The organism is Slackia piriformis YIT 12062, from assembly GCF_000296445.1.
Classification (GTDB): domain Bacteria; phylum Actinomycetota; class Coriobacteriia; order Coriobacteriales; family Eggerthellaceae; genus Slackia; species Slackia piriformis.
Genome location: NZ_JH815198.1, coordinates 1638202 through 1661727 on the forward strand (window position 1 = coordinate 1638202; position 23526 = coordinate 1661727).

At 58.9% G+C, this 23526-nt stretch carries 12 protein-coding genes and 1 pseudogene; 5 read left to right on the plus strand and 8 right to left on the minus strand.

What is annotated here, in order from left to right:
* Nucleotides 1-106: 106 nt before the first annotated feature.
* The 4 genes from HMPREF9451_RS07230 to rpoB form a co-directional block, all read right to left on the minus strand.
* Nucleotides 107-2197, minus strand: coding sequence for a glutamine synthetase III family protein (locus HMPREF9451_RS07230; protein ID WP_009139647.1), 2091 nt, complete (start codon nucleotides 2195-2197; stop codon nucleotides 107-109).
* 243 nt (nucleotides 2198-2440) lie between these two features.
* Nucleotides 2441-3655 (minus strand): amidohydrolase, encoded by a 1215-nt coding sequence (locus HMPREF9451_RS07235; protein ID WP_009139648.1) that lies wholly within the window; start codon nucleotides 3653-3655, stop codon nucleotides 2441-2443.
* 231 nt (nucleotides 3656-3886) lie between these two features.
* Entirely contained in the window at nucleotides 3887-8269 is a 4383-nt protein-coding gene (locus tag HMPREF9451_RS07240; RefSeq protein ID WP_009139649.1) for a DNA-directed RNA polymerase subunit beta', read from the minus strand.
* Nucleotides 8270-11845, minus strand: coding sequence for a DNA-directed RNA polymerase subunit beta (gene rpoB, locus HMPREF9451_RS07245; RefSeq protein ID WP_009139650.1), 3576 nt, complete (start codon nucleotides 11843-11845; stop codon nucleotides 8270-8272).
* A 749-nt stretch (nucleotides 11846-12594) separates the two neighbouring features.
* Between rpoB and HMPREF9451_RS07255 the strand changes: the two genes are divergently transcribed.
* The gene (locus tag HMPREF9451_RS07255) at nucleotides 12595-13479 is read left to right on the plus strand and encodes a LysR family transcriptional regulator (RefSeq protein WP_009139652.1); all 885 of its coding nucleotides are present in this window, start codon (nucleotides 12595-12597) and stop codon (nucleotides 13477-13479) included.
* A gap of 3 nt (nucleotides 13480-13482) precedes the next feature.
* Here the strand turns inward: HMPREF9451_RS07255 and HMPREF9451_RS09500 are convergent, their stop codons facing one another.
* Nucleotides 13483-15186 carry a sensor histidine kinase gene (locus HMPREF9451_RS09500; protein WP_009139653.1) on the minus strand — a complete coding sequence of 568 codons (1704 nt, stop codon included), beginning with the start codon at nucleotides 15184-15186 and terminating at the stop codon, nucleotides 13483-13485.
* Between the two features lie 55 nt (nucleotides 15187-15241).
* Nucleotides 15242-15976 carry a response regulator transcription factor gene (locus HMPREF9451_RS07265; protein ID WP_009139654.1) on the minus strand — a complete coding sequence of 245 codons (735 nt, stop codon included), beginning with the start codon at nucleotides 15974-15976 and terminating at the stop codon, nucleotides 15242-15244.
* Between the two features lie 227 nt (nucleotides 15977-16203).
* Here HMPREF9451_RS07265 and HMPREF9451_RS09710 point away from each other — a divergent pair, with 227 nt between their 5' ends.
* Together HMPREF9451_RS09710 and HMPREF9451_RS07275 are read left to right on the plus strand one after the other, a co-directional pair.
* The gene (locus HMPREF9451_RS09710; protein ID WP_009139655.1) at nucleotides 16204-16956 is read left to right on the plus strand and encodes a C39 family peptidase; all 753 of its coding nucleotides are present in this window, start codon (nucleotides 16204-16206) and stop codon (nucleotides 16954-16956) included.
* A gap of 12 nt (nucleotides 16957-16968) precedes the next feature.
* Nucleotides 16969-17718, plus strand: a complete 750-nt coding sequence (locus HMPREF9451_RS07275; protein ID WP_009139656.1) for a VanZ family protein — start codon at nucleotides 16969-16971, stop codon at nucleotides 17716-17718.
* 70 nt (nucleotides 17719-17788) lie between these two features.
* Here HMPREF9451_RS07275 and HMPREF9451_RS07280 read toward each other — a convergent pair whose 3' ends face one another.
* The gene (locus HMPREF9451_RS07280) at nucleotides 17789-19318 is read right to left on the minus strand and encodes a helix-turn-helix transcriptional regulator (protein WP_009139657.1); all 1530 of its coding nucleotides are present in this window, start codon (nucleotides 19316-19318) and stop codon (nucleotides 17789-17791) included.
* 301 nt (nucleotides 19319-19619) lie between these two features.
* Here HMPREF9451_RS07280 and HMPREF9451_RS10160 point away from each other — a divergent pair, with 301 nt between their 5' ends.
* Both HMPREF9451_RS10160 and HMPREF9451_RS07285 read left to right on the plus strand, forming a co-directional pair.
* Nucleotides 19620-19859 (plus strand): twin-arginine translocation signal domain-containing protein, encoded by a 240-nt coding sequence (locus HMPREF9451_RS10160; protein WP_009139658.1) that lies wholly within the window; start codon nucleotides 19620-19622, stop codon nucleotides 19857-19859.
* 17 nt (nucleotides 19860-19876) lie between these two features.
* Nucleotides 19877-21385, plus strand: a pseudogene (locus HMPREF9451_RS07285) (FAD-binding protein); the annotation flags it as partial.
* 315 nt (nucleotides 21386-21700) lie between these two features.
* On the opposite strand, the gene HMPREF9451_RS07290 reads toward HMPREF9451_RS07285, so the two are convergent.
* Nucleotides 21701-23458 (minus strand): FAD-dependent oxidoreductase, encoded by a 1758-nt coding sequence (locus tag HMPREF9451_RS07290; protein WP_009139660.1) that lies wholly within the window; start codon nucleotides 23456-23458, stop codon nucleotides 21701-21703.
* Nucleotides 23459-23526 lie beyond the last annotated feature (68 nt).

Sequence of the window (23526 nt, forward strand, 5' to 3'; positions counted from 1 at the left end):
CACCCCTGCGTAACGCAATGCGCCCCTCCTCGGAAACGCCCTTCGATTTCTGCATTCAGAAACCGAAGGGGTCGAAAAGGGGCGCTTGTTTATAAGCCGCTACGCCTTACACGTAGAACAGCAGGTCGTCATACGTAGGAACAGGCCAGTACTCGCGGGCGACAATCGGCTCCATTGCGTCGACCGCTTCGCGCAAACGGTCCATCGCGGGAGAAACCTCGTGCGCATAGCAATTCGCCTGGTCCTGCGCGCATTCGAAAGCCTTTGCCTTACGATGGAGGTCGGCGAGGTTGTCGATGCCTTCGTAGATCGCATCGACGCCGTCAAGAAGCGTGGAGAGCTCGCGTCGTTCGTGCGACATCTCCGCAGCCGGCATGGCGCTGGTAACCGTAGTGATGCCCTTGGCGATCTTTGTCGCATACGCGCTGATGACGGGCAGATACGTACGTCGCGCCATGCGCTCCATCGTGGTCGCCTCGATATTCATGAGCTTGTTATACTTCTCGAGCTTGACCTCGTAGCGGCTTCGCACCTCCGTCTCGGAAAGCACGCCCATGCCCGCAAGCAGATCTATGTTCTTCTGCTCGACGAAGGCCGGCAGCGCATCCGCCGTCGTGGGGAAATTGCACAGGCCGCGACGAACGGCTTCTTCGTGCCATTCCTCCGAGTACCCATCCCCCGAAAACAGAATGCGCTTGTGGGCGGCAAGGCTTTTGCGAATGTAGGCTATTGCGGCCGATTCGAAGGAGGCGTCTCCACGCTCGTCCATCGCATCCGCGAAATCCTTCAGGGCCTTTGCGACCGCCGTGTCGAGCATAGTGTTCGCATCCGCAACGTTAACGGCAGAGCCGGGCATGCGGAATTCGAATTTGTTGCCCGTAAAGGCGAAGGGGCTCGTGCGGTTACGATCGGTGGTGTCGCGGTCGAACGTAGGAAGAACCGCCACGCCGAAATCGAGAGACTCGCGCGACGCGTGGCCCGCTTCATGGCCTTCGGCCAAAGCGTCGATGATATCGGAGAGCTCATCGCCCAAAAAGATTGAAATAATCGCCGGAGGCGCCTCGTGCGCGCCAAGGCGATGGTCATTGCCGCATGACGCAACGCTCATGCGGAGAAGATCCTGGTAATCGTCCACGGCAGAAATGACGCAGGTCAAAAACACCAAGAACTGGAGATTTTCTTCAGGGGTATCGCCCGGATCAAGGAGGTTTTCGTCCTCGGAACCGATGGACCAGTTGTTGTGCTTGCCGGAACCGTTGATTCCCTCGAAAGGTTTTTCATGCTGAAGGCACACAAGGCCGTGGTGGCTTGCCAGCAGCTTCATCATCTCCATGGTAAGAAGGTTTTCGTCAATGGCCCTGTTCGCGTTGCAGAACACGGGCGCGAGCTCGTGCTGAGCAGGAGCGACTTCGTTATGCTTCGTCTTCGCGGCCACGGCGAAGCCCCACAGCACGTCGTCGAGCTCCTTCATAAAATCGTTCACCGTGGGGCGAATGGCGCCGAAATAATGCTCGTCGAGCTCTTGGCCCTTGCACGGCGGCGCGCCGAAGAGCGTGCGGCCGCACATCACCAGGTCTTGACGCTGGGCGTAGTCCTTCTCAGAGATAAGGAAGTACTCCTGCTCGGTGCCGACGTTGACCGTAACCTTGGCAGGCTTCTTTCCGAAGAAGGCGAGCACGCGCTTCGCTTGCTCATCGATGGCGGCCATAGAGCGCAGAAGAGGCGTTTTCTTATCGAGCGCTTCGCCGGTATAAGAGCAAAACGCCGTGGGAATGCAGAGCACTTCGTCCTTGATGAACGCATAGCTCGTGGGATCCCATGCGGAATATCCGCGCGCCTCGAACGTTGCACGCAGACCACCATTGGGAAAGCTCGACGCGTCGGGCTCGCCTTGGATGAGTTCTTTGCCGGAGAATTTCGTGATAGCCGTGCCGTCGCCGACCGGGTCGAGGAACGCATCGTGCTTTTCGGACGTGATTCCCGTCAAAGGCTGGAACCAATGCGCGAAATGCGTTGCCCCGTGCTCGATGGCCCATTCCTTCATGGTATGCGCGACGGAATTCGCCACGTCAAGATCGAGCGGCTTGCCCTCTTTGATGGTTTTGGACAGCTTCTTGTACGTATCCGAAGGAAGACGCTGCTTCATCACGTGCTCCGAAAAGACCATCGTGCCGTACTTCTTCGTAAGATCGGTCATGCTCGACTCCTTCGACTACGCCCGATTGTCGCATTGAAGCGCCGTAGAAGGCTGACGCTTCAATGCGTGCTGCGAAAACATCCTCTTTTCAATAATCGATTATTGTAACCGTTGAAAGATGCTTTAGCGTGCGAAAGCATGCACAAATTAAAATGCGGTCGCCAGCAAGGAGGCTCAGGCAAAACGGCCGACAGCAGCGAAATCACGCGTCGCTGCCGACCGATAATTGTTCCGTTCGCTGCGCTATTCAGCCAGGAAATCGACCGCGTATTGCGTTGAGAGCATAGACCCTTTTGCGAGCACGCTTTCGTCAATGCGGTAATAGCAACTATGCTGCGCATGCACGGCGTCCATCTTGGGGTTGCGGCAGCCCAAAAAGACGAATGCTCCCGGAACTCGCTCGAGGTATTCCGCGAAATCCTCGCCCGCAAGCGTGCCCTGGTAATCAGCCAGGGCCTCTTCGCCGAAGAGTTTCTTGACGCTTACCTGCGCACGTTCGGCACTCTTCTTGTCATTGGAAAGGCCGGCATTGCCCGCTTCGTATGTCAACTTGGCCGTGGCGCCGAAAGCCTTGGCCGAGCGATCGATCAAACGCCTTAGCCGATCGGGCATGGCCTCGCGCGTCTTTTTGCTCCACGTACGCACGGTGCCCGTCAAATACGCCGAACCCGCCATGATGTTGCGCGCTTCGCCGCCATGGACCTCGCCTACCGTGACGACCAACGGCTCGAACGGAGAGATGTCGCGGCTGACCAGGACCTGGAGCGCAACGACAAGCTCGGCGGCAACCACCACGGCGTCGACTCCTTTATGGGGCATGGACCCGTGGGCGCTCACGCCTTCGATGTCCACACGGAACCAATCAGTGTTGGCCATGCGCTGACCGGGGTCGGCAGAAATCAGACCCGCCTCTATTTCGCTCCAGATATGCATGCCGAAAATTCCGTCGACGCCGTCAAGGGCGCCTGCTTTGATCATCATGCGAGAACCGATGGAAATTTCCTCGGCAGGCTGAAATATCAGGCGCACTTCGCCATGGATTTGGTCACGCATCTGCACGAGGATACGCGCCGCGCCAAGCAACATGGCGATATGGCAATCGTGACCGCATGCATGCATGACGCCAGTATTCTTCGATTCATAAGGAAGACCCGTGCGTTCAAGAACGGGCAATGCGTCGATATCAGCGCGAAGAGCAACGCGTTTTTTCGGATTGCCCTGCGCGTCGTAAGCGTCGTCGGCCGTGCCGGCGATGGTGGCGATGATTCCTGTTTTCGCCACGCGCTCGTAAGGAATGCCCATACGCGCAAGACGTGCGCAGATGGTGCCCGCCGTGCTCACTTCCTTGCTCGAAAGCTCAGGATGGGCGTGAAAATAGCGCCTATCGGCGATGATGGTCTCTTCCGTGGCGGCAGCGAGCTCCTTAATTCGCTCCGTGATTTGCTGCTCCGTTCCCATGCTGCATGCTCCTTCGCTGCGCAGACCCCGCACTTTCCGCGATACCCATGACGAAAGGGTCTGCTGGCTTGTTTCTCTTTCCTACCCTACCACAAGGCTCACGAACGAAAGCCCACGCCCCGCGCAAACGGTCAAACCCTCAAGTACATACAAAAAGGCGGCAACCTGCGTGGTTGCCGCCTTTGAAAGCATGCTCAAACGCTGCGTCAGGCAATTCAGAGCAGGACTAGCCTATTCCTCGTCTTCGCCTTCCTCGCCGCCTTCGGACTCGGAGTCTTCAGAGGTCTCTCCGAAGCCCAAATCGCCAAGACCGCCAAGCAGCGCATCAAGCTCGCTCAGATCGCGATGATAGCTGCGAGAGGGCAATGCCTCGCCGAGCATCTCTTCGCCGTCGTTGCTGTACGTCGCAGACTGGTCGCCGCCGATGAGGATGGTGTCGTCGGGGCTGAAGACCATGTCGAGCAGCTGGCTCATGTCATCGCTCGAAGCAGACAGGTCGTCTTCGAGCAGGTATCCAAGCTCGTGCTCTTTGAGGCCGGCCTTAAGCTCTTCGAGCGCCTTCGCGCCGATGCCCTCGATGCGAAGCAGCTCGTTTTCGGTGTAGCCGACGAGGTCGGCGACCGTGTCGATTCCAGCCTCGCTGAACTTGTTGGCCCAACGCTGGGACACACCAAGGTCGTCGTAGAGGTACAGACGCGCGTCTTCGTCGGAGAGCTGCGGGGTATGTCCGCCACGGAAGCTGCTGCCGCCGAAGTAGCTGGAATAGCCGTTCATGTAGTTCTCGTCGAGCGACCAATCCTGAGGCTGAGGCAACAGGCTTTCGATCTCACGCAGCTCGGAGGGCGCGAAGTCAGGCAGCTGCTCCTCGATTTCACCATTGACGGACTGGCCCTTGTAGGTCAGGCCGACCTGGTGGTAGCGGGACAGGCCCGTGCCGGCGGGAATCGGCTTGCCGATGATGACGTTTTCCTTCAGGCCGGACAGCACGTCGGTCTTGCCCTCAATCGCAGCGTCGGTGAGAACCTTGGTGGTCTCCTGGAACGAAGCTGCGGACAAGAACGAGTCGGTTGCCAAAGACGCCTTCGTGATGCCGAGCAGCAAAGGCTGGCCCACAGGAGGCTGCTTGCCTTCCGCGATGAGCTCGTTTGCGATGCGCTCGAACTCGTGACGATTGACCTGGCGACCAGGCAGAAGCTCGGAATCGCCAGCGTCCATGACGACCTCTTTGCGCAGCATCTGGCGCGCAATGACCTCTATGTGCTTGTCGTTAATGTCTACGCCCTGGGAGACGTACACGTCCTGGACCTCGGACACGATGTAGCGCAGCGTGGTGTTGGGGTCGGTCAGACGCAGCAGGTCATGCGGGTTGACGGAGCCCTTCGTAAGCTGCTGGCCAGGCTTGACCTGGCAGCCGTCGAAAATGCCGGGAAGCAGCTGGGCACGCGCGGAGACAACGTACTCACGGAAGTTGCCTTCCTGGTCGTGTACCGTGAGCGTCTTGGTGGTCTTGTCGGACGAAACCTGCAGCGTACCGCCGATTTCGGCAAGAACAGCCAGACCCTTAGGCTTGCGGGCTTCGAACAGCTCGGTAACACGCGGAAGACCGTGGGTGATGTCGTCGCCCGCAACGCCGCCGGCGTGGAACGTACGCATGGTCAGCTGCGTGCCGGGCTCGCCGATGGACTGAGCCGCGATAACGCCGACAGCCGTGCCGATATTGACCGGACGAGCGGTGGCAAGGTCCCAGCCGTAGCACTTCTGGCATACGCCGTGCTCTGCATGGCAGGTCATGACCGTGCGGATGACGACCTCTTCCACGCCTGCGGCCTCGAGAGCCTTGAGGTCTTCCATGGAAGACAGGTATTCGCCCTCTTTGAAGTCGCCCGCGTCAGCGACGAGGCAGCGGCCGATCAGGTTCTCGTCCAGCTCTCCCTTTTCGTTATGCAGCGGATAAGGAACGCCCTCGTGCGTGCCGCAATCGATTTCACGAACGATAACGTCCTGCGCAACGTCGACAAGGCGACGGGTCAGATAGCCCGAGTCTGCCGTACGCAGCGCGGTGTCGGTCATACCCTTACGCGTGCCGTGCGTGGAGATGAAGTACTCCAGAACGGAAAGGCCCTCGCGGAAGTTGGACTTAACCGGGCGGTCGATAGTGCCACCCTTCGTGTTGCCCATCAGACCACGCATACCCGCAAGCTGACGAATCTGCTTGATGTTACCTCGAGCGCCGGAGAACGCCATCATGTAGATGGGGTTGAACTTGTCGAAGTTCTCCGCCATGGCGTCGCCGACCTTGTCGGCCGTCTCGTTCCAGATGTCGATAACCTGCTTATGACGCTCCTCGGGGCTCATGAGGCCCATCTCGTAGTCTTCGTCGATCGCAGCGACCTTTTCGTCGGCGGCGGCAAGCAGCTCGGCCTTGTTCGGCGGCACCGTGGCGTCGAAGACGGACACGGTGATGCCTGCGCGCGTCGCGTAGTGGAAGCCTGCGTCTTTGAGGCCGTCCAGGATGGCAGGCATCTCGGAGAGGCTGTAGCGGTTGCTGCAGTCTTCGATCAGGCGGCCGATTTCCTTCTTGTTCATCTCGTAGTTGATGAACGGATGGTCGTCGGGCAGCACCGCGTTGAACGTGATGCGGCCGACGCTGGTCTCGATGCGCTCGCCCGCCTTGTGGTCCTCGAACACGCCGTAAGAGGTTGCGACCTGGGTGTCCTGGGTCAAGCGAACGAAAATCTTGGCCTGCAGGTCCAGATCGGCGCGGGCGTCGTAGGCGTTGAGCGCGTCGTCAAAGTCGATGAACACGCGGCCTTCGCCCGGGAAGCCATCGCGCACGGCCGTGAGGTAATACAGGCCGATGATCATGTCCTGCGTAGGAATGGTCAGCGGGCGACCATGGGCAGGGCTCTTGATGTTGTTGGAGGACAGCATGAGCACGCGCGCCTCGGCCTGGGCCTCATTGCCCAAAGGCACATGCACAGCCATCTGGTCGCCGTCAAAGTCAGCGTTAAACGCGGTGCAGACCAGCGGATGCAGCTTGATGGCCTTGCCTTCGACAAGCACCGGCTCGAATGCCTGGATGCCCAGACGATGCAGGGTTGGTGCGCGGTTGAGCAGAACGGGATGGTCGACGATGACCTCTTCCAGAACATCCCACACGTAGCTCGCACCGCGGTCGACAGCGCGCTTTGCGGCTTTGATATTCGCAGCGTATTCAAGCTCGACCAAGCGCTTCATGACGAAGGGCTTGAACAGCTCCAAGGCCATCTGCTGAGGCAGACCGCACTGATGCAGCTTCAGGTTCGGGCCGACGACGATAACCGAACGGCCGGAATAGTCGACACGCTTGCCGAGCAGGTTCTGACGGAAACGGCCCTGCTTGCCCTTGAGCATGTCAGAGAGCGACTTCAGCGGACGATTGCCAGGACCGGTGACAGGACGGCCGCGACGGCCGTTGTCGAACAGGGAGTCCACAGCCTCCTGGAGCATACGCTTCTCGTTGTTCACGATGATTTCGGGGGCACCGAGGTCGAGCAGTCGCTTCAAGCGGTTATTGCGGTTGATGACGCGACGGTACAGGTCGTTGAGGTCGGACGTCGCGAAACGGCCGCCGTCGAGCTGGACCATAGGACGAAGATCCGGCGGAATGACCGGGATAACGTCGAGAATCATGTCGGACGGGCTGTTGTCGGACTTCAAGAATGCGTCGACGACCTTCAGGCGTTTGATGGCCTTGGCGCGCTTCTGGCCCTTGCCCGTTTCGATGGTCTCTTTGAGCTCTTCGGCCACTTTCTCCAGGTCCATGGCATCAAGCAGATCGCGCACAGCCTCTGCGCCCATGCCGCCCTGGAAGTAGTCGCTGTAGTTGAGGCGCATCTCGCGATACAGCGCCTCATCGGGAACGAGCTGCTTCGGAACGATCTTCAAGAACGTATCGAAAGCCTCGGAACGAAGCGCCTTACGCTCGCTGAACTCCTCGTAGATATCGGCGATTTCCTCGTCGACCTCCTCGGGGCTCATGCGCTCGTCTTCGTCGATTTCATCGATGAACTCGTCGTCCTCGGGAACATATTCGGTTGAAAGGCGACGGGTGGCCTCGATGAGGCGGTCGCGCTCGGCGTCCAGCTCTTCGAGGTCTGCCGCAAGCTCGTCACGCAGCTCCTCCACGTCTTCTTCGCGCGCCTCTTCGTCGACCCACGTCACGATGGAAGATGCGAAGTACAGCACCTTCTCGAGCTCCTTAGGAGCAATGTCGAGCAGGTAGCCCAGACGGGACGGGGAGCCTTTGAAATACCAGATGTGGCTCACGGGAGCGGCGAGCTCGATATGGCCCATGCGCTCGCGGCGAACCTTGCTGCGGGTCACCTCAACGCCGCATCGCTCGCAGACGATGCCCTTGAAGCGCACGCGCTTGTATTTGCCGCAGGCGCACTCCCAGTCTTTGGTGGGGCCGAAGATCTTCTCGCAGAACAAACCGTCTTTTTCAGGCTTGAGCGTACGGTAGTTGATCGTCTCGGCCTTTTTCACCTCGCCGTGAGACCAGCCGCGGATATCCTCGGCGCTGGCGAGGGAAATACGCAGGGCGTCGAAATTGTTAACGTCGAATTCGCTCATTTATCGCTCTTCTCCTTCGCCGGTTTCGGTATCGGTAGCGCTCTGGGTGCCGATGAGGCTTTCCACATCGGCGTCGGCGCCGCCCAGAAGGTCATCGTCCATCAGGGAACGCAGGTCGGCAGCGATGTCCTTGAGGGCATCCCCTTCTTCTGCCTCGGTCTTGGCCGCATCGGCCTCCATCATCGACTGAACGGCGTTGACGTGGCCCCTCGTCTCCATGTCGGCAGCATCGAAGTTGATCGTGTGCTGGTCCTGAGCGACCATCTCGACGTTAAGACCCAGAGACTTCATTTCCTTCATAAGAACCTTGAAGGACTCGGGGACCTCGGCATCGTCGATGTTGTCGCCCTTCACGATGGCCTCGTACGCCTTGACGCGACCCGCCGTGTCGTCGGACTTGATGGTCAAAATCTCCTGCAAGACGTTGGATGCGCCGTAGGCATACAGCGCCCACACCTCCATCTCGCCGAAGCGCTGGCCGCCGAACTGAGCTTTGCCGCCCAGAGGCTGCTGGGTGATCAAGCTGTAAGGGCCGGTCGAACGGGCATGGATCTTGTCGTCGACCATGTGGCCCAGTTTCAGGATGTACGGGAAGCCAACGGTAATCTGCTCGCGGAACGGCTCGCCAGTACGGCCGTCGTAAAGCGTGGTCTTGCCGGTGACAGAAAGCTGCGGGACGAACTCGTCGCGCGCCTTATCGCCGTACTTCTCGTGGTTGAGCTTGATGAGGTTCTCGTTCGCCTTCTGAATGACGTCCACGATCTCGGGCTCGGTCGCACCGTCGAAGACAGGGGTTGCGACATAGGTCGGGCCCTCGACGGCGGCGGTGGCGTTCTCGTCGTCAGAGAAGCCCCATTTCGCAGCCCAGCCAAGGTGGCACTCGAGCAGCTGACCGACATTCATACGGGAAGGAACGCCCAGGGGGTTCAGCATGACGTCGATCGGCGTGCCGTCAGCGAGGTACGGCATGTCCTCGACGGGCAGAACGCGGGAGATAACACCCTTGTTGCCGTGACGACCGGACAGCTTGTCGCCCTGCTGGACCTTACGCTTCTGCGCGATGTAGACGCGAACGAGCTCGTTGACGCCCGGAGCAAGCTCGTCTCCGGCCTCGCGGCTGAAGCGATAGATGCCGACAACGCGGCCGCCTGCGCCGTGGGGAACCTTCAGAGACGTGTCGCGAACCTCGCGAGCCTTCTCGCCGAAAATGGCGCGCAGCAAGCGCTCTTCTGCAGTCAGCTCGGTCTCACCCTTCGGGGTGACCTTGCCCACCAAGACATCGCCCGGGAAGACCTCAGCGCCAACGCGGATGATGCCGTCGGCATCCAGGTCGGAGATCATATCCTCGGAGATATTCGGAATCTCGCGGGTGATTTCCTCGGGGCCGAGCTTGGTATCGCGCGCGTCGATTTCGTATTCGGAAATATGGATAGACGTGAGGAGGTCTTCGGCAACCACGCGCTCGGACACGATGATAGCGTCCTCGTAGTTGAAGCCTTCCCAGGTCATGTAGGCAACCATGAGGTTCTGGCCCAGCGCGAGCTCTGCGTGGTCGCAGCTAGGACCGTCCGCCAGGACATCGCCCGCATGGACCTCGTCGCCCTTGCGTACGATGGGCTTATGGTTGATGCAGCCGGACTGGTTGGAGCGCTGGAACTTCGGAACCAGATACTCGTCGAATTCGCCCTCGTCGTTGCGGATGATGATGGTGGAGCCGTCCACGTAGTCGACGACGCCGGGGTTCTGGGCGACCAAAACCTCGCCGGAGTCAACAGCGATGCGATGCTCGATGCCCGTGCCGACCAGCGGAGCATGGGGACGCAGCAGAGGCACAGCCTGACGCTGCATGTTCGAACCCATGAGCGCGCGGTTCGCGTCGTCGTGCTCGAGGAAGGGAATGAGAGACGTTGCGACAGAGGTCATCTGACGCGGGGAAACGTCCATGTAGTTCACGGCCTCGGGAACGACCTCGTCGGGCTCGCCGAAAACGCCAGCGGCGTCGCGCGTGCGGCAGAGAACCTTCTCGGCAGGCACGAACACGCCGTCGACCGTGCGACCGAACTCGCGGGTCTCCTGGTCGAACAGCTCGTTCGCCTGGGCGATTGCGTAGTTTTCCTCTTCATCCGCAGTCAGGTAGTCTACTTCGTCGGTAACCTTGCCGTCCACGACGCGGCGATACGGGGTCTCGATGAAGCCGTAGCTGTTCACGCGGGCATAGGTTGCCAACGAGCCGATAAGACCGATGTTCGGGCCTTCAGGAGTCTCGATCGGGCACATGCGGCCGTAGTGGGAGTTATGAACGTCTCGAACCTCGAAGCCTGCACGCTCGCGGGACAGACCGCCCGGGCCAAGTGCGGACAAGCGGCGCTTGTGCGTGATGCCCGCAGCGGGGTTTGCCTGGTCCATGAACTGGGAGAGCTGAGAAGATCCGAAGAACTCCTTGATGGAGGCGACAATCGGACGAATATTGACCAGAGACTGCGGAGTGATCTCGTCGGGCTCCTGCATGCTCATGCGCTCGCGCACGACGCGCTCCATGCGGGAAAGACCGATGCGGAACTGGTTCTGGATGAGCTCGCCCACCGTGCGGATGCGACGGTTGCCGAAGTGGTCGATATCGTCGACAGCAAAGCCTTCTTCGCCCTCGTGCAAAGCAACGATGTAGCGCATGGTTGCGATGATGTCATCCTCGGTCAGCGTAGAGGAGTCGAAATCGGGATCGAAGCCGAGCTTTTTATTCGCCTTGTAGCGACCGACCTTTGCGAGGTCATAACGCTGGGGGTTGAAGAACAAGCCGTCGAGCAGCGTACGCGCGGAGTCGATCGTCGGCGGCTCACCGGGGCGGAAGCGCTTGTACAGCTCAATGAGGGCTTCGTCTTTCGTGGTTGCGGGGTCGCGGTCGAGGGTGCGCAGAACCATCTCGGAGCTGCCGAGGACCTCGACGATTTCCTCGCGGGTTTCCGCAATGCCAAGAGCGCGCAGAAGCAGCGTGGCCGGCTGCTTACGCTTGCGATCGATGCGCACAGAAAGAATGTCGCGCTTGTCAGTCTCGAATTCGAGCCAAGCACCGCGGGAAGGAATGACCTTTGCGCCGAAAATAGTTTTGTCAGAAGTCTTATCGCGCTCGGAGCTGAAGTACACGCCGGGAGAGCGAACCAGCTGAGAAACGACAACGCGCTCGGTACCGTTGATGATGAAGGTGCCGCGCGGGGTCATGAGCGGGAAATCGCCCATGAAGACTTCCTGCTCCTTGATTTCGCCGGTTTCGCGATTGATGAAGCGAATCTGAGCGAACAGAGGAGCCTGGAACGACACGTCCTTCTCTTTGCATTCGTCGACCGTGTATTTGGGGTCGCCGAATTTGTGAGCGCCAAGCTCAACGCACATATCTTTCGTTGCGTTTTCGATGGGGCACACGTCGTTGAAAGCCTCGGTGATTCCTTCTTCCATGAACCACTTGAAGCTGTCCGTCTGGATGGAAATCAAATTAGGGACATCCATGACGTCGGGAATCTTCGCAAAGCTGCGACGTTCCCTGTAAAGGCTGGTGGGAGCGCAATTTTCTGCTTTGGCCACAGGTCTTCCTTCCGTTAGGGAAATAGACTATACAGGCGTAAATACGCAAACGAATAATTTAATCACGTTGAAAAATTAAGTCAAGACTTTTTTTAAGGAAGTATGGATGTTTTCTGTATTCTATCTAAAGTACCTGCAAGCTGAACTGGGGCTATAGATTGTTGGTTTCTTAAAAATATAAACTTTCTTTTCGCAACTATCACACATAAAAAGATTTGGAACGAGGAGAGCAATCGCAGAATGAGACGAGTCGTAGACCGAACGCAGAGCCGCCCGGCAATAACGGCACAAAAAAAAGCGACACCTTTCTCGGCAAACGGGCACGAGGTGGCCGAGAAGGGTGTCGCATGCGAAATCAAAAGTGAGGCGGCGAGGCTTCGGTATGGGGAAGAGAAAGCCAAGAGAGAGGTTGCGCCCCACCTTGTTCCAATTCGCGAAAATCAACGCGAAGAAGAAGGTTATCAACATCCGCACCTGACGGACGTCCAATCAATCGGAAGTCCGGATGCGCGCAGCCGTGAAGGTCGCTGAGATGCGGCGCCTCGCGGCCGCGCGCCATGGGTGTCGGATTCGGGATGCAGGTTCAGCAGACGGTCGCCATGCCTGTCTGAACTCCCGACAAGTGCATAGTAATTACATATTCAATAAAAGTAAAATGAGTGTATCTTATAAATAATTAGGATTTCCTTATACCTATTCTTATGCGTGCAGGCACAAGGCGCACAACCGCGCGCAAAGCAGGAGAGCTCATGCCGAATCAGAAATACGAAGCGTTCGTCACCGTCGCGAAAACAGGCAGTTTCAAAAAAACCGCCGAAATCCTGGGCTACACCCAGGCGGGTGTCAGCTACATGATGAGCTCGCTTGAGCAGGAGATGGGAACCGCCCTTTTCACACGCGACCACTCCGGAGCGCGCCTCACGGCCGACGGACGCAACCTCCTCCCCTGGATACAAGACGTGTGCGCAAGCGAGCAGGCGCTGCAGACCCGCCTCGAAGAACTTCGCAGCGTTGAATACGGAAGTCTGCGCGTCGCCTCCTTCGGCAGCATTGCCGTGCAGTGGCTTCCCGGCATCATGGAAATGTTTCTCAACGACCATCCCAATATAGACTACGAACTTGTGACCTACGAAAGCCAGAACGAGATGGAAGAAGCCACATGGCGCGGAGAGTTCGACTGCTGCTTCGTCATATTGCCGGCAAAACTCGATTTCTTCACCATCCCGCTGGCGCAGGACCCCGTATACGTGGTACTCCCGCCCAACCACCCCCTCGCCCATGCCCCGTTCTTTCCTAAAGAATCCCTGGCAACCGAGCCTTACATAAAAGTAAGAAGCAGCGATGACCACACCGAGTTCGATGCCGTATTCGCGCGCCACGAAGTAGCCCCCCGCACGCGTTTCGTCATGGACAACGACCAAGCCGTGATGGGAATGGTGAACAAAGGCTTCGGCTTCAGCATGTTCCCCCAGCTTGTTCTTGAGAGCGCCCCCTTCGAGCTCGCTCGCGTAGAACTTGAGATCCCTATGCATCGAGAGCTTGCCTTGGCTGTGCGCTCGCACGGTCTCGCCTCCATGGCGACGAAGGCATTCATCGAATACGTTCGCCAGTGGATTGCGAAAAGCAACAAATAAATCCTATGCGGGAATGCGCAGCGTGAACGTCGTGCGCCCCTCGACGCTTCGTGCCGTCAACTCTCCCCCGTGCGCTCGAGCAATCTCACGCGCGATAGCCAGGCCGAGCCCCGCACCCCCGCCCTGCGTGGAACGAGCTCCATCTTCGCGATAGAATTTCTCGAAGATGGCCTGCAGGCGCTCGGGGCTGATTTCGCGACCCTGATTTTCTACTTCAACCACAAGAGCCGCGCTTTTTGCATCCCTATTACCATCGGCATCGCTCGCCAGCGCCTCCTCGCGACGAGCGCTCACCACGACAGTCGACTCCCCATCCGCATAGGCAACGGCATTTTTCAGCAGATTGTTCAGCACGCGCGACACCTTCTCCGCATCGGCGAAGCATTCGAGCGGCTCCTCGGTTCGCACCTCGATATCGATCGAACGCGCCTGGGCGGACGGGTAGAATTCATCCGCCACCTGGCGGCATAGAAGAGCGGCGTCAAAGTGCTGGCGCTCGATGGGAATAGAGCTTAGGTTGTAGCGCGTAATCTCGAAAAACTCCTCCATCATCGCCTCAAGACGATACGATCGGTCGAGCGCGACCTGCGCATAACGGGCACGCTGGGTCTCCGGCATATCGGGGGCTTCGGCAAGCAGGGTAAGATAGCCGACGATCGACGTGAGCGGCGTGCGGATATCGTGAGCAAGATAGGCCACTAATTCGTTTTTGCGCTGCTCGGCCGCAAGCGCCGCTTGCTCGGCATCGTCGCGCGCACGCCGCAAGTCGGCAAGCGCACGCGCCGTGGGCGCAAGCTCGCGAGGAAGCTCCGGTCCGTCGCTTCGCTTCGAGAATAGCACCTCCATGGCGTCGAAAAGGCTTCCGAAACACCGCGTCAACCACGAAAGCGCGAACCCGACAACCACAGAGGCACCCGCCAAGTACACAAGCATCGCCGCGGGAAGCCGCAAGGAACGCACGAAATCGTAGACCTGCAAATCCCTGTATTCCATATGGCCGTCGGCATAGTAGATTTCGTTCCACATTTGCCTCGATTGCTCCTGAGACCGGGGGGATTCCACACGCACAGCCGAAGGCGACGTTTCAAGCGCCGAACAGGCCTCTTCGAACAGAGCGTTTTCGGCGGATTCATCCAAGGATTCAAGGGCCTCGGTCACAATAGCGTCATCCGACGAAGAAGACGAGCGGAATTCGTGAGTTGCCCCAGAATTGAAACCCATCCCATCCGATTCTGCGCCGTCGGCTGCCGCAGTCGAATCCTGCAGTGCGATTTCTTCGTCAGCAGAGTTGCCAGAAACGGCCGCAGCGGCGTCGGACTCGACGGCACCATCCGCGCCGGCCGCTTCACCCCGCCCAGCCGCAAGGGCATCCGCTGTGCCGCGCGCGTCCGCAGACGCCTCGCCATAGAGCGTCCGGTCCTCCGTCAGCATGGCGGCATAGCACGAAATCATCGTGATGCGCGTCCGCTCGAGCGACCCTTCGAACCATACGGTATCTTCCAGCCCCGCCTCTTCCGCCGAAACCGACCGCCACGGGCACGCCGAAGAGATAGCATCCGCAGCGCGCGGGGCAATAAAGGCGTCGACCGCCGCAAGCCAAACGGCAAAAAACACGGTCCAGGCAATCAGGCCGACGGCCACCCTGCGAACGAAACCGCCGCTCAACGTGCGAAGTTGTTCACTACGATAGCCCGACTGCCTTTTCATGCAGACATTTCCTTTCGACGAAACATGAAGAGCTCGGCGGCTTATCACGCTGCCGCTATTCGGCATTCATGCGATAGCCAACGCCCCACACCGTGACGATGAAATCGAACGACGAATCGATGGCCGCAAGCTTCTGGCGCACATGACGCACATGCACCATAACCGTGTTCGACGCTGCGGCATCGGCCTGTTCGCCCCAGACGCACTCGAACAGCTCGGCCGCAGAGCGGGGCTCGCCTCCCGCCTCCATCAAAACCCGCAAAAGCTCGAACTCTTTCGGCGTGAGAGAAAGGGGTTTGCCATGAAGCGACGCCTCGTGGGATCGAGGGTCGAGCTCGATGCCGCGCATGCTCAGCAAGCCGCTCGGCGCGGGCGAAGCGGACGCGAGCGCACGACGAAGACAAGCCCGCACGCGCATACCGAGCTCGCGCGGACGGAACGGCTTGGTCACATAATCGTCGGCACCGACGGCAAAACCGAGTACGGAATCTATCTCTTCGTCTTTGGCGGAAAGAAAAATCAGCGGCACGTTCGAAAATGCCCTGATGCGACGTGCGAGCTCGTAGCCGTCCATGCCAGGCATCATAATATCAAGAATCACCAGGTCAAAAGGATTTTCCTTCATCATCTCGAGCGCTTTGCGGGGGTCGTAGCATGCCCTGCAAGAAAAGCCTTCGCGCTCCATCAGGCTTGCCACCATATCGGCAATTTCGCACTCGTCGTCGCATATCAAGATACGTCGACGAGGCGCGACGGCCCCATTGGCTTCTCCGCTTCGCAACTGCTGCATGCCCGCCCTCTCCAATACGGTCCTACACCAGGCCGGGACCGCATGCCAGGCCTTCGTTTTCCCGAAATCCTACCATTGGCGCCCTATAGCCCAAAGCGGCTCTTGACCGCTTTAAGGAAAGATTAAGAAACGAACCCGATCTGTGACCATGCCTTGCAAGACCATTAAGGCACGTCGCTCTTAGCATGCACGGCAGAGCCGAAACCAACGCATGAAAGGAGCGCATTATGCGCCGCACAACCCTTGACGCAAGAAAGCCCGCGCCTTTTCGCAGCCGATACGCCGCGCCCGTCCCTGCTCCGCGACCGGCTCCCGTCAAGCAGCCCCGTACAGGCTGGCTGTTCGCTCTCTTTTTCGCCATCGCGTTCGCTCTTGCCGCATGCTTGGCATTGCCCAGCGTTCAAAGCACCCTCGAAGAGAGCTTTCGCATCTTCGGCTCAGGACAACAAGGCGCGCCATCGTCGAGCACGGAGAAAAGCGCATGGAAGCGCGGAACGATTCCTCACCTTTACCAAACCGACCCCGCATGGGCGAACGAAGCGTACGCAGGGTCCGACGTGGCCACCGCCGGCTGCGGACCGACCTGCATGACCATGGTGTATGCGGGCCTGACGGGCAAAACCGACTACGACCCCGCCTCCATGGCGGCGTTTTCCGAGGCAAACGGATTCGTAGACTCGGGAATGACTGCCTGGAGCTTCATGACCGAAGGGGCCGCCATGCTGGGACTTTCAGCAGAAGAACTTCCCGCCGACGCAAGCGTGCTCACTGCCGCCCTGCGCGAGGGCAGGCCCGTCATAGCATCCGTGCTACCAGGGGACTTCACCACCGTCGGCCATTTCATCGTCATAGCAGGCGTCGACGAAGCGGAAAATCTCATCGTCCACGACCCCAACAGCCCCGAACGCAGCAGCCGAAGCTGGGATGCCCAAGACGTCCTCAACCAATGCGCGAACTTATGGGCCTACAGCGCACGATAAGGAGACATACGCATGAACAACATCCTCCCTTTTCCGAACGATGCCCTGATCTTGCTCTACGAACTGGCGACGGAACTTGCGCCCGCCGCCATAACCGCGGCGATTCTTTCCCGAAAAGCCAAGCAGCTCCCCACATCGGCCGCAGTCTTGACCTACGGCACCTTCGCTCTCTATATAGCCGCAGTGCTTCATATAACAGGAGCAGGAACCATTCATGACGGGCTTCTGCGAGGATTCGGAAGTCGGAACCAATACAATCTCGTTCCCTTCGTCAACGGGGCAGACCCAACCCAGCTTCTGCTCAACGCAGCACTTTTCGTTCCCTTTGGATGCTTTTTCGGCAGGGCTCTCGGCAGAAGAGCGCCGCATGACTTCCTTACGAAAAAGCGAGCAAGCGCCTGCAAGCGAACGGCAATGAACCTTGCAAAGACGGCCGCGGGAAGCTTTGCCTTTTCCCTTGCCATCGAAACGAGCCAGCTTTTGAGCAACCGCACGTTCGACATAGATGACCTCGTCATGAATACGCTAGGAGGCTGCATTGGATTCGCAATCGCCCTGGCGGCCGCACGTCTCATGCAAGACAGCGCCTTTCGAAGACGCACAGCTCGCACGGCCCTCCAACGAAATAGGGACTGCACGAGCGCCCGCCCACGACGAAGCGGCGCAACGGTTGTGTTTTTCGGAATTGCCGCAGCCGCCTTCCTCGGCCGATTCGTGCTATTCAACGAACTGGCCGCAGCAGGCATGTTGTACGGGTTCTGACAATGAAAGCTTCGCTCGAAAGAGGCGTATTCGTCCATCGGCTCGCGCACAGCGCACCAAGCGAGTATCGCTACTCATCATTGTTCTCAATCAGCTTCATGACTTCCGCTTTTGAATGGATACCTAGTTTCTGATAGATACTTTTAAGGTGGAATTTAACCGTGTTCTCAGACATCACCAGCTCTTCGGCCACCGCCGCATTCGTTTTACCGCGCGCCACCAAGGCGAAGACCTCGCGTTCGCGCGGCGTAAAAGCAGCTCGCTCAGCGATGTGCGCGCACCGAGCATCAAGGGCCGCTTCGCGTTCTTCGCGCAAAAGCTCGGCCGATAACGCCGCAGCCTGCTCTCTCGAAGTCGAAGAAACGTCCAAGCCGGATGCGGCAAACGAGTCCTCGGCGCTCGCGTCCGCCCGGTCGGACCCGTCTTTGAACCTTCTATCTTTGAATAAAAACGTCGAAATCATGAACACTGCATACAGCGCCGCAAGCGCGACGGCCGTCGACGCTATATCTCCCGGCTGCAGGTATTCCGCCCGGAAAAACCCGAACAGCGTGCCCGCCAGCTGGGCAAGCGACACGCACAGCATGCAGACGGAAAACAACGGCGTGCTTGACACCTTGCACACACGAGCCGCATCGGCCACCATGCACCACAGAATGATACCCGCCACGAGTATCCCCAGTTGAGCACATGCGTTCGCCAGTCCTTCGACCCCGTTCCAAATAACCGGCAGCAGCAAAAATCCTGCAGCAGAAAGAGGCAAGGCGGCTTTGTAGACCGATTCGAGCGCGAAAGCCTTCTTCACCAGAAGCGCCGGCACGAGCAAAACCAAAACGACCGCAAACTGGGTTATGAGCGATGTCCCCTGAAACACATTCAAAGGAATAGGATGCAACATTGCCACTTGCAGCATGAATCCAGCCATAAATGCAAGAACCGACGTACTCAGCACAGGCCTCCACAAGATACGCCATGCCTGAGAAAACGCAGCCTTTTCGTAGCGCTGCTCTTTTTCGGGACGCAAAACAAGACAACGCCAGGAACACCACGCCGATGCCGCAAAGAGCAGGCCGCAAAGGGGGACGTGGAAAGCAGCAGGCGCCGACATGGCAAGAAAATACACGACCAGACTGGTCAGGTTCGAAATCATGGCGAACAGATAAACCGAGCGAAGCGAAAAAGACGTAGCGAAGCGAATCCACAGGATGCCGAGAAGAGAGCCGCCCACGCCAAGAGCGCCGCCGCAGAGAGCAAGCCAGGACAGCACTCCGTCAAGAGGCAGCACGCCGGAAAACTGCACGAGCATGCCCAGGACGACGAACCCCAGCGCGCCTGCGACGCACGATGCTACAACGCACGGCACAGTGACAAGATTGCGCCTGCGGTATGCAAGCGCCCCGCACACATACACCACCACGCGCGCGACGATAACCGAAATAAGAAAAAGCGAGGAGGAGAACGCGGCATCCAAACCGCCCGAGGCAAGAAGCGTCGACGACTCAAACGCCATATATCCGAAGGCAAGGTACAGCGCATAGCCGCCGAATAGCAAACGCTCGCGCGCCGTGAAACCTGCGCATAAATCGCGTACGCGTTCCATAATCCCCCTTCAATGTGTCCAAAAGTATACCGCAAGCGCCGAACTGCGCCCTACTCGCTGCGGGTAGGGCATCTAGGCCTTCAAAACTCTACCCGCATAAGGTGGCGCATATGCGCAGATGAGGGTCTATCTTTCGAATCAACGCAGATGCATCGGCCGCACAATCCGCTCAACGGCAGGATGGTCTTGGCGGGGCCTTGCGCCCCATCGAGCACACGGCTGCGCATCGTGCTGAAAGCGCCCCCTAACCCGGGGCGAAAGCACGCCGCTTTCCAAAAGCGGCAACACAGAGGAGGGAAACATGAAGCAAGACATGAGCCGCCGTGCCTTCTTAGGCCTGGGAGCCATGACCGCAGCCGTCGCCGGCGCAGGACTCGCCGGCTGCGCGCCGAGCGGCAACGGCGAAAAAGCGGCAGACGAAGCCGCCGGCGCGGCAGGCAACGCAGGCGGAGACGTCATGGCCTTCGAGCCGTCCTTCCTGACCGCTCCGGCAGTTCCGGGCGAAGTCAAGGAAAAAAGGATTGCGACGTTGTCGTCGTAGGCTACGGCCTTGCTGGCTCTGCAGCCGCAAAGGCGGCGGCGGAAGAAGGCGCCAAGGTCATCGTCGTCGAAAAGCAGGCGGAAGAGAACTACTCCGTAGTCTCCATGGCAGGCGACTTCGGCGTGGTCAGCTCCAAAATTCAGAAAGACCTAGGCATCGAATGGGCACCGAAGGAAGATATCGTCAACGAGCTGATGAAAGACATGGCCTTCCGCCCCGACCCGAAGTTTTTGGGCTATTGGTACGACCACTCCGGCGAGGACTTCGACTGGTTCATCGAGGGCGCCGATTACGAGGTCCTGCCCACCACGGCGGCCAACCAGGCAACCGACAAGCCGAACTACATCCGCCCCAAGTGCTTCCCCGCGCTTGAAGGCTACGACTGGAAAGAGGAGTACTACCCCTACTTCCACGGCACCATCACCACGAACCCCAACATGCAGTGGGCATGCCAGGCCGCGCAGGACGCCGCAGCCGCCACGGGCAACGTCGAGACCATGTTCAGCACCTGGGGCGAGCAGCTCATTAAGGACGAAAGCGGCGCGATCGCAGGCATCTACGTTCACGACGCCGACGGAGCCTACACCAAAATCAACTGCAAATCCGTCGTCGTGACCACGGGCGACTACGGCAACAACATGGAGATGCGCCGCTACTACATTCCTTGGGCCGACGAGTTCGTGAGCTTCTACGGCAACAGCGACGCCGCAGGCACCATCTGCAACACCGGCGACGGCCACCTCATGTGCATGTGGGCGGGCGCCAAAATGGAACTCGGCCCCCACGCTCCCATGACCCATCACATGGGTGGCGCCCTGGGCGTCGACGGCTACCTGCAGCTCAACATGGAGGGCAAGCGCTTCATGAACGAGGACGTGCCCGGCCAGAACATCGCCGACCAGCTGAGCCGCCAGCCTTTGGCCGAAAGCGCCGAAGACCGCGAGGCAGGCGTGAAGTCTTGGCAGATCTTCGATGCGAAGTGGCCCGAGCAGATTAAGGACATGCCCGACGGACACGGCTATGTGAACCATTACATCCCCGCCGACCAGGTTGACCAGTATCCCACCGTGCTCGCAGGCTTCGGACTGGGCTACACCACCGACCAGATGGTCGAAGAGGCCGTCACCATCAAGGCCGACACGATCGACGACCTCATCTCCCAGATGGGTCTTCCCGCCGATGTGGCAAAGGCCGAGATCGAACGCTACAACGAGCTGTGCCATGCAGGCCTTGACGAGGACTTCGGCAAGATGTCCAAGCGTATGTTCCCCGTGGAGAACCCGCCGTTTTACGCTTGCAAGTTCGCAAGCGCCGGCATGCTGGTGCTTTGCGGCGGCATCAACTGCGACCTTGACATGCACGCGCTCGACACCGAAGACAAGATCATTCCCGGCCTTTACGTGGCGGGCAACACCATGGGCCGCCGCTTCCTGGTGGAATACCCCGTCGTCGTGGCAGGCATCAGCCTGGGCACCGCGATGAGCTTCGGTCGCCTCGCCGGCAAAAACGCCGCGCAGGGCATCTAAGCGCGAACTGGTTTCGGAGCGCGCGATGGCACGGCCTCGCGCGCTCCGCTTAGACAACTCGCTGCCTGAAAGAACGCATTCCGCTGTTCGTAAAACACCAGCAAACGCCATTCTTCGTCTCTTTCGGGCATTTTTCCAAAAGACGCCGTCGCCCTCCCTCGGACGGCGTCTTTGTTGCTTTCGGGACCAAGCCGTTCCGCACGGCCGCCCAAACACGATTCCATAACGCTTAAGACAATCGAGCTCCAATACAAAACGTGCCCCGCAATGCGCAGATACGCACAGCAGGGCACGCTTTGGGGAGGGCATAATAGGCTAGAGTTCCGCGAGGTCGCGACCCAGCAGGTACGAAAGGGTTCCGCACACAGCGCCAAGGTTTTGACCGGGCATGACGAAGTTGTAGCTATTGGCATAGAAATCGCCTGTCATAATGCCTGTGTTGTACAGACCTTCTATGGGATTGTCGTCAGCGTCGCATACGCGCATATGCTCGTCGGTGCGCAAGCCGCCGCATACCGTCAAAAACGTCGCACCCGTGATTTTCGCTCCGTAGAAAGGAGGCGTGGAAATGGGGTGCAGGCACTCGGGATTCACATGGAATTCTTCGTCGAGCCCCTGTTCGGCATATTTGTTGTATCGCTCGATCGTCGCCTTCGCCGCCTCGACGTCTATGCCTTCCATCTGGGCAAGAAGCTCTTCGATGGTGTCGGCACGATAATATGCAGCGCCTGTTCCGATGCCGCTCGAGGGGTCGTCGACGTTTTTATCCCAGCTTGCTATCTCTTCTTCGGGAGTAGCGGGCACGATGCCGTTCACCAGATCGATGCAGGTTCCAAACGGCTCCCACTGCTCTTCCGTATACGCATACGCTTTGTCCCACACGGAATACGCGGTCTTCTGGGGGAGCTGCAAAACGGCCATGGCGCCATAAGCGAAATTCGTCACTTCGTTCATATAACGCTCGCCATGGATGTCCATGTTAATGCCCCAGAAATTGGAAATCACACCGTGCGAAGGACCTGCTGCTCCACCGTTAATCATAGGCGGATTCGGCTGGCATTTCTGCCATGCCGCGCCCACCCAAAGGCCCATCTTCTGGCCGTCGCCCGGCATCAATCCCGAATACACCAGCTCGGCATCGTAGTCGACTTCGCCCGTGGAAAGCGTATCTTTGAAATGCTCCCAAGCAAACGGGCAGTACTTCGCCATCATATCGGGGTTCTTGGAAAAATCGCCCGTGGCAAGAACAACCGCCTTGTTGGCGACGTACTTCACATACGAACCGTCCTCGCGCTGAGCGACAACGGCAGAAACGCGACCTTTGTTATCGTCCTCCCTGATGAGGTACTTTGCAACCACGTTGTAGTCTATCGTTCCGCCAAAATCATCCGTAAACGTGTCCGCATAGGCTTGCGCCTGCAAGGGAGCGCCGTACAGAGCGCCGAAAGGCTGTTCGTCGTTGAAGAAATTATGCGACGCGGGAGGAATCTCTATCACGCCATCGGGGTCGGGGAATCCCGGTTCTAGCGAGGTCTTGAGCCCTTTCGCCTCCATGAGGTCTATCGTCCAGTCAATCGACTCGGCGGAGTTGTTGATCCAACGCTCCCATTTCTTCTTGTCCATGAAATAGGTTCCCGCCGTCTGTTCGGCCTTGACAATCTTTCGGGCAGCTTCGGGCGTGTAGTCGATGCCCTTCTCCTTCTGATATTTCGACCCTACCGCATGATTCGATCCGCCACGGCTGATGGGCTTGCTCGACGCGGAGAACACGATGACATCCGCCCCTTTTTCAGCAGCGGCGCACGCGGTGCACAAGCCCGCCATGCCGGCTCCGACGATTACGATATCGCGTGTAATCGTTTCGGCGATTTCATCTTCCGAAACGGGATCGGGAGCAATCTCGAAGCTCCATTTCGTATCGGCATACGATTCCGCCGTCATTGCCGATGCCGCCGAATCGCTTGCCACCTCGCCCGAACCTTGCGGTGCGCACGAAGCGAGAGCGGCGCTCGCCCCTGCCATGGCACCGCCCGCCAAAGCCCCTTTGAGAAAATTCCTTCGCGTCAGCTCCATTTCCATTCCCTCCTTAGAATCGGATACGCGAGCCTGAACGCCCCTTGCGTGAAGGCGCTCCTGCTTAC